Genomic DNA, 12,832 nt, shown 5'->3' with positions numbered 1-12,832 from the left:
AATAGAGAGTGTAACGAATCGACGGTGATTTGTTCAAACGGATGTGGGAAAATCCTGTCCCAGAAAGTCTAAGATTTCTGGCAGCATTGTCTCAAAATGATCAAAGGCGTGGCTGCCGCCGTCCTGTACGATCACTGTGCATTGCTGGTACTTTTCCACCGCCAGGCGGTAGTCCAGTGTTTCATCACCCGTTTGTACCATAAGAAGCGTGTTTTCCGGTGATGCCGGGGGCTCTGTTTCCAGAAGGAGCAGCTGTGCAACATACTCGTCGGTCATCACCCAGTCGGCACCGGTATGAAAGTTTTTCTGGGGACCAAGAAACGCTTCGAATCGTTTATGGGGAACAACGGCCGGGTTAATCAGCACCAGCCTTGCCTTTTTCCTGTGCCCATTATCAAGCAACCAGTGTTGCAGCCAGGCACCCAGGAAGCCACCAAGGGAGCTGCCAATGATGTAGATATCCCGCAGGTTCAGCGACTTTTTCAGGTGGCTCTGTAAACACTGCACAATATCCGATGGAAAAACCGGCAGATCCGGTATCCATAATTCAACATCCAACTGGTTATCCTGAACATACTCTGTGGTTTGAATAGCCTTCCTTGACTGTGAAGAGCTGTTCAGACCATGCAGATAAACCAGTAGCGGCTTCATATTTTCGTGCCCATCATTCTGCTCACCAGTTCTTCCGGGGAGTGGTCAATCACCAGCTGGTCATACCAGTACCGGGTTAGAAAACCTTCATCCACGGCATTTTCCAACCAAGCTACTAAATGATCATAATAGCCAGCCGTATTCAGAATGGCACAGGGTTTGCCATGGTAGCCTACCTGCTTATGGGCAATTTCCTGAAACAGTTCATCCATACTGCCAGCACCGCCAGACAGTGTGATAAAGCCATCCGCCAATTCATTCATTTTCTGCTTGCGCTCATGCATGTCATTAACATGGATTAACTCATTCAAACCATTGTGAGCCTGTTCCTGTTGGACAAGGGCATGAGGAATAACGCCAACCACCCTTCCACCACCAGCAATGGCCCGATCAGCGATAGCACCCATCAGCCCGATATTGCCACCGCCATAGACAATGGTGATGCCTTGTTCTAACAGTGAGTCCACCAATGCTTCGGCTGCCTGTCGGTAGGCTTCCTTGCGACCAGAGCGGGCACCACAGAATATTGCGACTGACTTCATTGTTTCTTCCTCTGTTTCTCTGCTGGCCGTAGCAATCATACACAATAAGCTATACTGCTGCCTGTCCTGATGGCCAGAATAATGCTTACACCATGCATAATATCCAGATTGACATTGATTATCGGGAAAGGGCTTCAGGGATAATTGACTCACTGCAGAATCGGGATGGTGTTGTTGTTAACACCGTCTGTCTTGCAAACGGAGATTATAAAGTTAACAACGACTGGCTGGTTGAGAGGAAAACACTGATCGATCTGGCTGCCTCTATTATCGATGGTCGGTTATTCCGGCAACTGAGCCAGTATTGTTTTCCTTATCGTAAAGTATTGCTGATTGAGGGTTCTGCGGGAATGTTATGTTCATCCGGTATACGGCGGGAGTCTATTCAGGGGGCTCTTGTCATGGTTTCACTGTATTTTGGTATTCCCGTACTTCGTTCCATGAACCCGAATGAAACGGCTGCATTATTGATTATGATGGGGCGACAGTGGAGTAAATTCAGAGGGGTTATGAATGTTTCGGATATGGGCTCACGGCCTGCTCATTCCAAAGATCCGCACCGGCAAACACTGAATATGTTGCAGTGTTTGCCGGGTGTTGGCTCACTGAAAGCCCGTGCTCTATTGCAGAAATTTGGCTCGATTGAAGCGGTCTTGTTGAGCACAGTTGAAGAGCTGGCACAAACCAGGGGGATCGGCAGAAAAACAGCGCAGAGCATCAAACAGATGGTCACACACTCCCACGCCCGGTTCTGATAGCTTGGGAACGGGCACACCCGCAGTCATTCAGTGAAGCACCGATTAACCTTTAACACGAAGGTATACAAACCACTTGCTCAGGCCGACCATCACACCACCACCGATGATATTGCCGATGGTCACCGGCAACAGGTTCATAAAGATGTTGCCCAGGTTGATCACGTCGAAATCGGCAGCGGTGTAACCAATCGCCTGCCAGAATTCGGGGCCCGCCAGGGACTTGATCATATAACCCACAGGCAACAGGTACATGTTGGCAACGGAGTGCTCAAAACCGGCGGCAACAAACGCCGCTACCGGCAAAATACAGGCCATCATTTTACCGGCAGCCGTGCGGGCACTCAGGCTCATCCAGTAGGTCAGGCAAACCAGCAGGTTACAGAGAATCCCCAGGATCAGGGCCTGGAAGAATGGATCTTAAGGTAGACATTAAGCTCCACCCACTGCACAGAAGCCTAATCTTGTACGCCCTGAACAACCATCCCGTGCAGGGTGTTCTCGTTTCGCATTATTTCCCCAGAAGTCCAGTAGCTTTTTAATGCATGAGACCAATGGGCTAAGTTACCGTTAATGGTTGAATCAGCTAAACTCCCATAAAATCTACGTTGTAGGGGAGTGATATGCAATCTGAACTCTTCCAGAATTTTATTGATTCCATTTCAACATTAACCAGTGAACAGCGAGACATTCTTAACAACTCGCTCCTTAGTACTCAAATAGAGGTTACCGAGGTAGTAGAAACCACTGACTCTGAACCTGTTTACAGTGAATCTATACCCAATAACGATAATGCAACACCTGACGTAGAAAAGAGCATACTTGCCCAATTTGCCGAAAACCCCAGGTGCCCCAAATGCAAAAGCCATAGCGTTGGTCGCTGGGGCATACGAAATGGCCGACAGCGCTACCACTGCAAGACTTGCGACTCAACGTTTAACGCCTTTAGTGGAACGCCTTTGGCAAGGCTCAGGCACCCTGAAAAATGGAACAAGTACCTCGCAGGTATGACTCACTCTATGGTCTTGCGACCAGCTGCTGCTGAGAATGCCATTGACTTGAAAACTGCGTTCCGCTGGCGTCACCGCTTTCTTGAAGTGATTAATAATGATCAAGCAGAAGAGCTTTGTGGCATTACTGAGCTTGATGAAACATTTTTCCGTGAATCCTTCAAAGGGCAAAGAGAAGGCCTTCCACGGCCAACCCGAAAGCGGGGTAATGATCCCAACAAAGCCCGAAAAGTCCCGGTAATGGTGGCTCGGGACCGTAATCGAAATACCGTTGACGGTGTATTAGAAAACGAAAGTGCTAATGAATTGTGCAGGCATTTAAATGGCCGCATATCGATACAGGCCACGGTCTGTGCGGATGCACACCTCGCTCACGAAAAACTTGCTGACAAGCTTGGATTTGTCTTCAAGGAGCTGGTGACATCAGCAGGTCAACATGTTGTTGAAGGCATCTACCACATCCAGACTGTAAATTCTTATCACAGTCATTTAAAACGCTGGATTGGCGGCGTATTCCAAGGGGTTGCAACTCGTTACCTTCCCCATTATCTGGCCTGGAGGCGAGAACTGACGGCAGCAAAAAAATTAACTGTTGGCCGGTTGATCAGCAGAATTACTGAACATTGGTGCTTCCAACCATTAACGGTAACTTAGCCAGACCAATGACTTTCCTGCATTCATCAACGATGAAATCACATTACCAAACAGGTGAGTCCCACTTTTCATCACCTTGTGCGTCGAGATTTCCTCAATGCTCCCACTTTCACAGAGGTTCGCCTGTGCAGCATGGGCAAGGTACCTTTTCAACGTCACAACCACAAAGGACATCAGAATCAGGCTAAACACCAGTGTCGCTGATTTGGTGTTAAAACGATGCCACCCTGAATAGGATTTGATCTCTTTGAAAATCAGCTCTATCTGCCACCGTAGACGATAGGCCTGGAGCACATCACTCAAGGTGAACTCCACCCGGTTCAGGTTGGTCACAACGAAAACCCACTTCTGTTTTTTGTCATTCCAGCGGACAACCAAGCGGAATGGCCAGGCTTTGAATCCCGGCCATTCTACATCCAGGTCGAGGCACTGGTCTTTGGGGAAGCCAGACAGTACATCCTTCAGTTTTTGTCCTTTGTAGCGATTGAGATTCTTGCCATCCTCCCGTACCGCGCTGAGTATCGTCGGGTTGATACTCTGAGGTGCCTTGCAGATAAAAGAACCCTCCCTGTCATCAATAGCGGCAAAGAGTTCCAGCTCAAAATAACCGGCATCCATTAGCATCAGGATATAGGCCATGGATGTTGGCAGTGGTGGCAGACAGTCTCTTTCTGAACGGGTATCTTCAGTCAGCTGCACCCGCACCAGGTTGTTGGTGAGAAGATCCATTGTCGTATGAAGCTCGACGGCAGCAGGACTGACCGTTGAGAACCTGCCGGGAAATGCTTCTTTCAGGGCATCATAGACAGCTTGTGACGAACCGTCCTGAATCAGAATGTGCTCAAACTCTGAAAATGGACTGTCTTCATCAAACGCCATGACTTTGCGGGAAAATATTTCCAGACACTGCACCCATAGCCACAGGATAAGAGTAGGCAGCGCGTCCTTTTTAGCCTGATTTGCCCAAGAACGATAAGAGACATTCAGCCCCGTCAACTCGTTAAATTTACGGTGTAGATCCGCCTGGGTATCGCAGTTTCCATCACCAGCGAGGGCATCGATCAGTGAGAGGATAAAATCCAAAGGACGGATATCTCGCTGTCGTATAGTAAAACCAAGCTGTTCCGCCATACTTAGGAGTTCTGACCGGTCGAAACAGGTCAACAGTTTTTTTCAACTAATCTACTATTTGCAGTACTCATCTTGTTCAGCCATTGATAATGGTTTCGAAGCTTTATTGTGGCTGTTCAAGGTGGGTTCTGCCGCCGGAAACGAACCTTTTTTGAGCTTAATGTCTACCCTAAGAAGAATGGATAGCCCAGCTTGGCCTTGGCAATATACATGGAGGAGAGTCCTACCTGACCATTGCCGCCTTCCCAGACACCACCGCCAATAATCAGCAGGGCAAAGAGAATGGAACCGATAAAGTTACCCACATAAACCAGCCCCCAGTTTTTAACGATGTTACGTAACTTGAGTTTACCCGTTGCCTTACCCATCAACAGCAGAGTACTGCTGGTAAACAATTCGGCACCGCAGAGCACCACCAGCATCAGGCCGGTACTGAACGCAATACCGCCCACCAGTTTGGACATACCGTAGGGCATGCTCTGGGCACCGGCCACCACCACGGAATAGAACATGCCGGCAATGGCAACAAAGACACCAGCCATAATGGCCAGAATCACAGTTACCTCAGGGTGTTTTTTTGCTTTGCCTATTGCCGCCTGCTCAGCCAGCTTTGCCATTTCCGCAGGGGGAACAGCACCATAGTTGGGCATATTTTGAACTTGCATGGGGGATATCCATAGCCAATCGATGTTGGCGCTAAGTCTATCAGTGAGAAGAATCTGGCATCAGAGTGGTAAATTCAGCGGGTATTGCGAAAAATACTTAGTACATGAACCGTATACTTTATGAAAGTGAATCAGTGAACATCAGCAGTGCATTAAAAAATAGATAGAATTTGCGTAAATGAACAGTTGCTTCTTGTGATAAATACAGAGACGATAGGTAAATAGCCTTGAAAAAATGCTGTTCAATATTCACCGGCATAGAGCATACCGTTTTCCAGTTCTTCAGATATCAATGGAGATCAGGGTGGAGGGAAGTGCCATAAATAGTCACCTGCTAATTATTGCCCTGGGAATAACCGTTCTGAGCACTGCGCAGGCAGATGACCATGTTCAGATTATTGATGCTGTCGATCTAGCTACTGAGCAGCACGCGGTAGCTTCCCGGGATAAGGCCCACTCTTCTGTCATAGAACTAAGTAACCAATCCCTAAGCCCGTCCGATAACGCCAAAGGCCTGCGCATTGACTACCAGCCATTTGATAACAACTTCAGTATGTCTGCTGGCAGCTTTCATCATTCATCTAAAGATTCACAGAGTGTACGCTATAACAACAAGACCTATCTTGGGGTAGGTTGGAAAACAATGGTCGATCAGGCCCGTCTGGGCGTTAGGGTCGATATTGGTGCTGTTTATGAAAACAATGAGGGGAGCAACCTCGCAACCCCAGCTGTCAATAGTTTGAAATCCATTTCCAGAAGTGACTTTGATGATACGGCAACTACTCGCTGGCAACCGGTCATCAGTTTGGGCGTTTCCTATCGCTTTTAGCAGCGATTTTCTTCTCTTCAGACTTACCAGCTGTTATTGCGTTGATGTGCATCCCTTTTAATACGTTTAACGCCTGATTTAGTTGATAATCCTGGGCCAGCAGCTCAGCCAGCTCTTTCTCTGCCTTACTGGCTCCGGCTTTCTTAATGTTCGATACGTCATCTTTATTACCGTTGTCGAGATGTCGCTGCAAATCAGCTTCCTTATACTGCTGAGGTGCATCAATCGGGGTTACCTTGGCACGCTGAACCACAATATCCGGTTTAATACCTTCGGCCTGGATGGATCGGCCATTGGGCGTATAATACAAGGCAGTGGTCAACTTTAAACCTTTTGCTGAATCAACACTCAAGGGCAATACGGTTTGTACAGACCCCTTGCCAAAAGACTCGGTCCCCATCAGAACCGCACGCTTATGATCCTGCAGGGCTCCGGCAACAATTTCTGAAGCAGAGGCTGAACCGCCATTGATCAATACCACCAGCGGGACGCCCTTTGAAGGGTCATCAGCCGATGCGTTAAACCTCAGCTCAGAGTTTGGAATTCTCCCTTCGGTATAAACAATCAACCCTTCGCTGATAAAGGCATCGGTAACACCAACCGCCGCCTGAAGCACCCCCCCGGGATTATTGCGAAGGTCAAGAACCAGTCCGTGAAGTTTACCGTCTTGCTGTTCTTTCCTGAGTTTTTTCAATGTATCGACCAGCTCATTGCCGGTATCTGCCTGAAACTGACTGACACGAATATAGCCATAACCTGTCTCAAGATGTTTGGCCCTTACACTTTGAACTTTAATAACCGCACGCTTTAGAGTGATCTCAAGCGGTTTCTCCTTGCCCTTGCGGACAATAGTCAACTTAATCGGGGTATCTGCTTTACCGCGCATTTTATCAACCGACTCACCCAGGCTCATTCCCTTAACAGACACATTATCCAGCTTGATGATCAAATCTCCCGCCTGAATGCCGGCTTTTGCAGCAGGTGTATCATCAATGGGGCTCACCACCTTGATAAAGCCATCTTCCATGCCCACTTCGATGCCCAGACCACCAAATTCTCCAGACGTATTTTCTTCCAGTTCCTTGAAATCATCAGGTTTCAGATAGGCAGAATGAGGGTCAAGGCCACTGAGCATTCCTTGAATAGCATTTTCAAGCAGCGTCCTGTCGTCCACTTCCTCAACATAGGCTTTTTTAATGCGCTCCATCACTTCAGTAAATGCGCGCAGTTCATCCAGTGGCAGCTTTGCTTTGGGCTGTTCAGCAAGCCCTGTGTCCCGGGCTACTGGAGACTGGCGGTTATGTTCATCGGCAGGAGTCTCCGGAGTCTGCGGTACCTGACCAGCGGCATCAGCCCAGCTATTCAATGCCAGACCGATAGCCAGCACCAGAAGCGCCGACCGCACAAAAGATGCCTTGATAAGCCGGTTCAGGTTAAAAATCAAATTCATGAATGCTCCCGGGCATTATTTGAAATCAGTGAAGTATAGGAATTACTTATCGGTATCACTGATTGAAACTACACTGAATTCGGGATACTGCCTGGTGCTTGCTATTCCCGGCCAAGCCATAGCGAAGGGTTCTGGGGTTTGCCATTGAGGCGTACTTCAAAATAAACCCCCTCATTTTGCTGCCCACCACTGTAACCACTTAATGCCAGTGGCTCACCCGCCAGCACGGTATCACCTTCCTGCCTGAGAATGAAGTTGTTGTGAGCGTAAAGCGTCAGGAAATCATCGCCATGGTCAACGATCACCAAAAGGCCATAACTGCTCAGCCAATCGGCAAAGAGAACCCGGCCATCATGAACGGCATTAACCGTCGTTCCGGCTGCCGTAGCAATGAACATGCCCTGCCAACGCATGCGAGTTTCCGGATTCTGATCGTTGAACTGAAACAGGACTCGTCCTTTTACTGGCCACAACAACTTGCCTTTACGGCTGTTGAAAGAGTCACTGTTGCTGAGCTGCCGACTGATAATGCTGGCCAGCATCTGATCCAGCTTCTCCCGCTCCTGTTCCAGCTGTTTAAGCTCCTTACCTCCCTTTCGATAACGACTCGCCAACTCACTTAATCGTTTTTTACGCTCCGACTGCTGTTTGACCAGAGACTGCTTTTTCTGGTCAATCACGGTTTTTTCCTGGTTAAGTCGGGTGATGAGGGTTTGCCGGGTCTTTTCCACAGATTGCAGTTCCACAAGGGTTTTCTCATACTCCTGAATGGACTGAAGTTGCGCCTTTTGAAAATAGTCAAGATAAACCAGTTGTCGGGAAACCGTTTCCGGATCTTCCTGGTTCAGCAATAACTTGATGCGGTTGTCACCCAGACTCTTATAAAGTGATTGCAGACTCTGGACAACCTGAACCTTCTGCTGTTCACTCTTTGCCGTCAGTACCTGCTGACGGCTCTGGAGCTTTTTTATTTCGCCCTGCCCCTCCTTGAGACGAGTTTCCAGAGTACTGATATCACTGTTCAGTTGTTGAATAGCCCTCTCATTCTTCTGAACCTGTTCCCGGGCAGAAGTTTGTGCAGCATTAAGCGATTCCAATAGCTCTTTTGCATGCTGGATATCACTTTCAATGGCTTTGATTTCAGTCTCAGTTGCGGCCTGTTCATTACCTACACCCAACTGGGGAATGATCGAGCAGGCAGCAAACAACAGTGCTGTGAAAATCCTTTTATATTTACCCCTTTCAGGGCGCAGCAAATTGAAAAACATCATGGGAGGAGTCTTTGGTTATTGGCTAAAACCCTGTCAGTATGCCTGCAATTAAAGATCAGATATAGATAAGTGCCCAACCAAATGAAACCATACCGACGGAAAAGGTGACACTCAATTCATATAATTGAGTGTCACCGGGTGGAACTGTTCAGGCACAGGCTTCGGCAATCAGAGCTTTCTGAACAGTGGCGGGAACCTGCTCATAACGACGGAAGGTCATGGAAAACTCACCCTCACCAGCGGTCATGGATTTCAGGGCATTGCTGTATTCCATGGTACTGGCCAGTGGTACTTCTGCCTCGATACAGACTTCATCTCCATCTCTGGATTCTGAACCAGTAATCACGCCACGATCAGCGGACAGGTGACCGGTGATGTCCCCGACACTCCATACCGGAGCGGTCACTTTCAAGGCCATATAAGGCTCAAGGAGAACGGCGTCTGCCCGGCTGATGGCATCCAGAAATGCTCTCTTCCCGGCAGTAACAAAAGCAACCTCCTTGGAGTCCACACTGTGATGCTTACCATCATAAACAACGACCCGAATATCCTGCATCGGGTAACCGGCAATGGCACCAGCGCCCATCACCTCAAGCACACCTTTTTCTACGGCCGGGATATACTGGCTGGGTATCACACCGCCGACCACCTCACTGGTAAACTCAAAACCCGCCCCCCGGGGTAATGGCTCGATCCGCAGAAAAACCTCGCCGAACTGGCCGGAACCACCACTTTGTTTCTTATGCCGATGATGACCTTCTGATGCGGTGAGAATCGTTTCACGATAAGGGATTCCGGGTAACCGTGTATTCACATCAATGTTATATACAGCCTGCATTTTTTCCAGGACCATCTGTAGATGGGCGCTGCCCAGACCACTGATAACCGTTTCATTCTGAGACTCCCGATGCTCAACGATCAGGCTGGGATCCTCAAGCGTCATCCGGTGTAAGGCATCCGACAATTTCTGCTCATCACCATGACGGACAGTATCAATGGCCAGACTGCTCATGGGCTCAGGAAAAGTCAGTGGTTCCAGATAGAAATGGTCTTCATCGTGGGAGTCGTGTAACACGGCATCAAAGTGGATACTATCGACTTTTGCCACGGCACAGATATCCCCCGGGCCTGCAGAGCTGACTTCCTGTGACTGCTCCCCCTGAAGTTTCAGCAGATGATTGACCCTGAAGGCTTTGCGTCCATCACCAATAAAGAGCTGGCTGCCTGTTTTTACGGTGCCCTGGTGGATTCTGAATATCCCCATACGACCAATAAAAGGATCGGTAACGACCTTGAAAACAGGGCTATCGTATGGGCTTCGGGATCAGCGGTTACCGAAACAGCTACCCCTGGTTCTCCCATCTTTGAGTCGTCCTTCTTCAACTCTCTGTGACAAAACTGCGGGGCATTCCCTTCTTCCGGAGTGGGCATTAACTCACTCATAATTCTCAGAAGTTGGTCAACCCCTGCCCCTGTTCTGGCGGAAACAAAACACACCGGCAACAGATGGCCTTCTCTCAGGCACTGCTCAAAAGGATCATGAAGCTGGGGAGGCTCAATAGACTGGCCTTGTTCCAGATAGAGGTCCATCAAGCCATCATCCACCTCGATCACCTGTTCAACCAGACGATCATGGGCCTCACTGACCGAGCTGAAAACATCAACTTCCCATAATCGATTTGTTACGGCCATTTATTGACCCAAACGTCATGTTCATTTTGTAAATAATATTTCTTATCGAAGACTTCTGGTAATCTATCTGAAAAAGATCCTTGATTAGATCTCTGACATTCGCCATATTCCATATGCCATCATTAATTCCAAAATCAGAGGGTTTCTGGCTTTGCAGGATTGTCCTCAGCTGCTCTTTTTGCTCTTGAGATAGTCCCGGAGCCTTTCCTTGATAAGAGAATGGAACAGGTGCTGAGTCAGTTGCTCTCAGCCAATACGGCGACAGTTCACATTTAAACAAGCCGGACAGCTCCAGCTTTTCTCTTTTGCCAGACAAAAAGTCCTGAATATACCGATTGACTGTACCGGCAGGAAAGAATGGTTTCACTTCCTCAATCAGATCCTGATAACGACTGAGTTCCTTCACCCGCTGCGCATTTACCTGCTCTTGAACAGAAAAACCCCGTGTCGCACATACCGGGGGATTAAACCGGTGCATATCGGTAAAGTGCCGGGGGGGTTTTTGTTTCCTGTTCTTTCGGTATACGCCTGAGACATTTCCAGCCGGGTCCATCTTACGCCGAGACATTTGCTCAACTTGAAATAGCCGGTTATTTCCGGAAAAATCCCCAAAAAAGTCAGCTCTTGCTGCCGGCATTTCATATCGGTTGAAATGCTGGTGAGATCTTGTCTCTGCAAAGGAGTCAAACATCGGTTCGGCATAAGATGACACTGACCTCGGGCTGCTGATATCGAACAAACGATCGTGAGCCCGGTTGAACCGTGGTGCAGTATATTCGCTACCACGGTAATTTTGCTGATCTGTGAGGTCCCTGTATAAATGACGTTCTGAAGAAATGGCCCGGACAGAACGGTGATAGCAATCTCTCTCTGAATCCAAAGCATCACCTGTAATCCAAAAATCCGTTAAGTCAGCAACTCTACGCTTACCCACCACCTCTTTACATCGATACGTATTGAAGCTGGCAGATTCATCAGCCGGTACCTCTATACCAACCGCTCTGCGGTTCATAGAGGTTAATCTTGAATCACAATAATGACATCCGGGAAAAGCCATAGATAGACTCCTGATAGAAAATTTATTTGAAAAGCAAAACCGTATAGACAACAAAAAAGAAAAGTATTTCATCAACGGTATGAAGCATTATTCTGGTACAATAACTACATATTGTGATCAAAGCAGGGGTTCATGAGACTGACTTTTCTGGGAACTTCAGCAGGAATGCCAACTACGGAAAGAAATGTCACGGCGCTGGCACTGGCCATTGATGATGCCAGGCAGTGGTATCTTGTGGACTGTGGTGAGGGAACGCAACATCAGCTGCTTCGCTGCCGCTACACCCTCAATAATCTCAAAACCATCTTTATTACTCATGTTCATGGTGATCACATGTATGGTCTGCCCGGGTTGATCTCTTCTGCCAGTATGCAGGGGCGGCAGGCCTCCATGACAATTTGCGCACCTGATGGCGTTCAGCAGTTTGTTGAGGCAGCATTACACTATGCCGGTGTCTCGGAACTGCCATTCAGTATTGAGTTTATTCGTACTGACCAGCCTGCCTTTAAGTATCAGGATTCCCAGGTGGCTGTCACGGCTCACCAGCTCTCTCATCGTGTTCCGAGCTTCGCCTATCGTTTTGTGGAAAAAACCGTCAGTACCCAGTTAAATATTGCGCAGCTGAATGCTCTGGGCGTTCCCAGGGGAGAGCTCTGGGGGCGTTTGCAAAAAGGGCAGACAGTGACGCTTGAGGATGGTCGGCAGATTCTCCCTGAACAGGTTCTGCAACCTCCACCAGCAAGCCGGATTGCCATTATTGCTGGTGATAATGACCAGCCGGAACTATTAATTGATGCTCTACAAGGTAGCCATCTGTTAGTTCACGAAGCCACACTGACCGATGCGGCCCTGCAAAAAGTCGGACCTGTCTGGATGCACAGCTCCGCCCGTATGGTTGCTGAGGCAGCGGAAGCCAGTGGCATCCCAAACCTGATCCTTACTCACTTCAGTGGACGCTATCAACCTTTCCCCTCAACAGGCCCCAACAGTGTCTCAGCTATAAAGGCCGAAGCCGAAGACTATTATTCCGGCAATGTGGGTTTAGCCAGTGACCTGAGCATTTGGGCACTGAACCGATCGGGTCAACTGATTCCTCTCCAACCGTGATATACTCTGCCACTTAAT

General features: G+C 48.5%; 13 protein-coding genes and 1 pseudogene. 4 read left to right on the top strand and 10 right to left on the bottom strand.

The window, feature by feature from the left end; genetic code table 11:
• Positions 1–33 precede the first annotated feature (33 nt).
• Both MJO57_RS02030 and MJO57_RS02025 read right to left on the bottom strand, forming a co-directional pair.
• Complete coding sequence (locus tag MJO57_RS02030; RefSeq protein ID WP_252022543.1) at positions 34–651, bottom strand: YqiA/YcfP family alpha/beta fold hydrolase; 618 nt, start codon at positions 649–651, stop codon at positions 34–36.
• Entirely contained in the window at positions 648–1,193 is a 546-nt protein-coding gene (locus MJO57_RS02025; protein WP_252022542.1) for a TIGR00730 family Rossman fold protein, read from the bottom strand. The genes MJO57_RS02030 and MJO57_RS02025 overlap by 4 nt, the downstream gene beginning before the upstream one ends.
• Before the next feature lie 92 nt (positions 1,194–1,285).
• Here MJO57_RS02025 and MJO57_RS02020 point away from each other — a divergent pair, with 92 nt between their 5' ends.
• A complete protein-coding gene (locus MJO57_RS02020) occupies positions 1,286–1,948 on the top strand; it encodes an ERCC4 domain-containing protein (RefSeq protein ID WP_252022540.1) in 663 nt (220 codons plus the stop codon).
• Positions 1,949–1,993: 45 nt separating this feature from the next.
• On the opposite strand, the pseudogene MJO57_RS02015 reads toward MJO57_RS02020, so the two are convergent.
• Positions 1,994–2,353 (bottom strand): annotated as a pseudogene (locus MJO57_RS02015) (formate/nitrite transporter family protein); the annotation flags it as partial.
• A 218-nt stretch (positions 2,354–2,571) separates the two neighbouring features.
• Here MJO57_RS02015 and MJO57_RS02010 point away from each other — a divergent pair.
• Positions 2,572–3,612 carry an IS1595 family transposase gene (locus tag MJO57_RS02010; protein WP_252017335.1) on the top strand — a complete coding sequence of 347 codons (1,041 nt, stop codon included), beginning with the start codon at positions 2,572–2,574 and terminating at the stop codon, positions 3,610–3,612.
• Here the strand turns inward: MJO57_RS02010 and MJO57_RS02005 are convergent.
• Complete coding sequence (locus MJO57_RS02005) at positions 3,598–4,776, bottom strand: IS4 family transposase (protein ID WP_256493207.1); 1,179 nt, start codon at positions 4,774–4,776, stop codon at positions 3,598–3,600. The two genes, MJO57_RS02010 and MJO57_RS02005, sit on opposite strands and share 15 nt — an antisense overlap.
• Before the next feature lie 131 nt (positions 4,777–4,907).
• Positions 4,908–5,408: a formate/nitrite transporter family protein gene (locus tag MJO57_RS02000; protein ID WP_252022535.1), complete on the bottom strand. Its 501-nt coding sequence runs from the start codon at positions 5,406–5,408 to the stop codon at positions 4,908–4,910.
• A 235-nt stretch (positions 5,409–5,643) separates the two neighbouring features.
• Here MJO57_RS02000 and MJO57_RS01995 point away from each other — a divergent pair, with 235 nt between their 5' ends.
• On the top strand, positions 5,644–6,237 hold the full coding sequence (locus MJO57_RS01995; RefSeq protein ID WP_252022533.1) for a hypothetical protein: 594 nt from the start codon (positions 5,644–5,646) through the stop codon (positions 6,235–6,237).
• Here the strand turns inward: MJO57_RS01995 and MJO57_RS01990 are convergent.
• The 5 genes from MJO57_RS01990 to MJO57_RS01970 all read right to left on the bottom strand — a co-directional run bounded on the left by MJO57_RS01990 (position 6,209) and on the right by MJO57_RS01970 (position 11,707).
• Positions 6,209–7,687 (bottom strand): S41 family peptidase, encoded by a 1,479-nt coding sequence (locus tag MJO57_RS01990; protein ID WP_252022531.1) that lies wholly within the window; start codon positions 7,685–7,687, stop codon positions 6,209–6,211. The two genes, MJO57_RS01995 and MJO57_RS01990, sit on opposite strands and share 29 nt — an antisense overlap.
• A gap of 101 nt (positions 7,688–7,788) precedes the next feature.
• Positions 7,789–8,958 carry a murein hydrolase activator EnvC gene (locus MJO57_RS01985; RefSeq protein ID WP_252022529.1) on the bottom strand — a complete coding sequence of 390 codons (1,170 nt, stop codon included), beginning with the start codon at positions 8,956–8,958 and terminating at the stop codon, positions 7,789–7,791.
• A gap of 148 nt (positions 8,959–9,106) precedes the next feature.
• Positions 9,107–10,222, bottom strand: coding sequence for a hypothetical protein (locus MJO57_RS01980; protein WP_252022527.1), 1,116 nt, complete (start codon positions 10,220–10,222; stop codon positions 9,107–9,109).
• Positions 10,189–10,650 (bottom strand): hypothetical protein, encoded by a 462-nt coding sequence (locus MJO57_RS01975; protein WP_252022524.1) that lies wholly within the window; start codon positions 10,648–10,650, stop codon positions 10,189–10,191. Before MJO57_RS01975 ends, MJO57_RS01980 begins: the two co-directional genes overlap by 34 nt.
• Positions 10,619–11,707, bottom strand: coding sequence for a hypothetical protein (locus MJO57_RS01970; RefSeq protein ID WP_252022521.1), 1,089 nt, complete (start codon positions 11,705–11,707; stop codon positions 10,619–10,621). Before MJO57_RS01970 ends, MJO57_RS01975 begins: the two co-directional genes overlap by 32 nt.
• Before the next feature lie 132 nt (positions 11,708–11,839).
• Here MJO57_RS01970 and MJO57_RS01965 point away from each other — a divergent pair, with 132 nt between their 5' ends.
• Positions 11,840–12,814 (top strand): ribonuclease Z, encoded by a 975-nt coding sequence (locus MJO57_RS01965; protein ID WP_252022518.1) that lies wholly within the window; start codon positions 11,840–11,842, stop codon positions 12,812–12,814.
• The last annotated feature ends 18 nt before the right edge of the window (positions 12,815–12,832 follow it).

This window comes from Endozoicomonas sp. SCSIO W0465 (assembly GCF_023716865.1).
GTDB lineage: Bacteria > Pseudomonadota > Gammaproteobacteria > Pseudomonadales > Endozoicomonadaceae > Endozoicomonas.
This window is presented reverse-complemented; position numbering and strand designations above follow the sequence as displayed.

What these genes read in the sequence shown, in the direction of transcription:
- MJO57_RS02030 (WP_252022543.1), bottom strand. Translation starts at nt 651, where the DNA reads ATGAAGCCGCTACTGGTTTATCTGCATGGTCTGAACAGCTCTTCACAG.
- MJO57_RS02025 (WP_252022542.1), bottom strand. Translation starts at nt 1,193, where the DNA reads ATGAAGTCAGTCGCAATATTCTGTGGTGCCCGCTCTGGTCGCAAGGAA.
- MJO57_RS02020 (WP_252022540.1), top strand. Translation starts at nt 1,286, where the DNA reads ATGCATAATATCCAGATTGACATTGATTATCGGGAAAGGGCTTCAGGG.
- MJO57_RS02010 (WP_252017335.1), top strand. Translation starts at nt 2,572, where the DNA reads ATGCAATCTGAACTCTTCCAGAATTTTATTGATTCCATTTCAACATTA.
- MJO57_RS02000 (WP_252022535.1), bottom strand. Translation starts at nt 5,408, where the DNA reads ATGCAAGTTCAAAATATGCCCAACTATGGTGCTGTTCCCCCTGCGGAA.
- MJO57_RS01995 (WP_252022533.1), top strand. Translation starts at nt 5,644, where the DNA reads ATGCTGTTCAATATTCACCGGCATAGAGCATACCGTTTTCCAGTTCTT.
- MJO57_RS01990 (WP_252022531.1), bottom strand. Translation starts at nt 7,687, where the DNA reads ATGAATTTGATTTTTAACCTGAACCGGCTTATCAAGGCATCTTTTGTG.
- MJO57_RS01985 (WP_252022529.1), bottom strand. Translation starts at nt 8,958, where the DNA reads ATGATGTTTTTCAATTTGCTGCGCCCTGAAAGGGGTAAATATAAAAGG.
- MJO57_RS01980 (WP_252022527.1), bottom strand. Translation starts at nt 10,222, where the DNA reads ATGGGGATATTCAGAATCCACCAGGGCACCGTAAAAACAGGCAGCCAG.
- MJO57_RS01975 (WP_252022524.1), bottom strand. Translation starts at nt 10,650, where the DNA reads ATGGCCGTAACAAATCGATTATGGGAAGTTGATGTTTTCAGCTCGGTC.
- MJO57_RS01970 (WP_252022521.1), bottom strand. Translation starts at nt 11,707, where the DNA reads ATGGCTTTTCCCGGATGTCATTATTGTGATTCAAGATTAACCTCTATG.
- MJO57_RS01965 (WP_252022518.1), top strand. Translation starts at nt 11,840, where the DNA reads ATGAGACTGACTTTTCTGGGAACTTCAGCAGGAATGCCAACTACGGAA.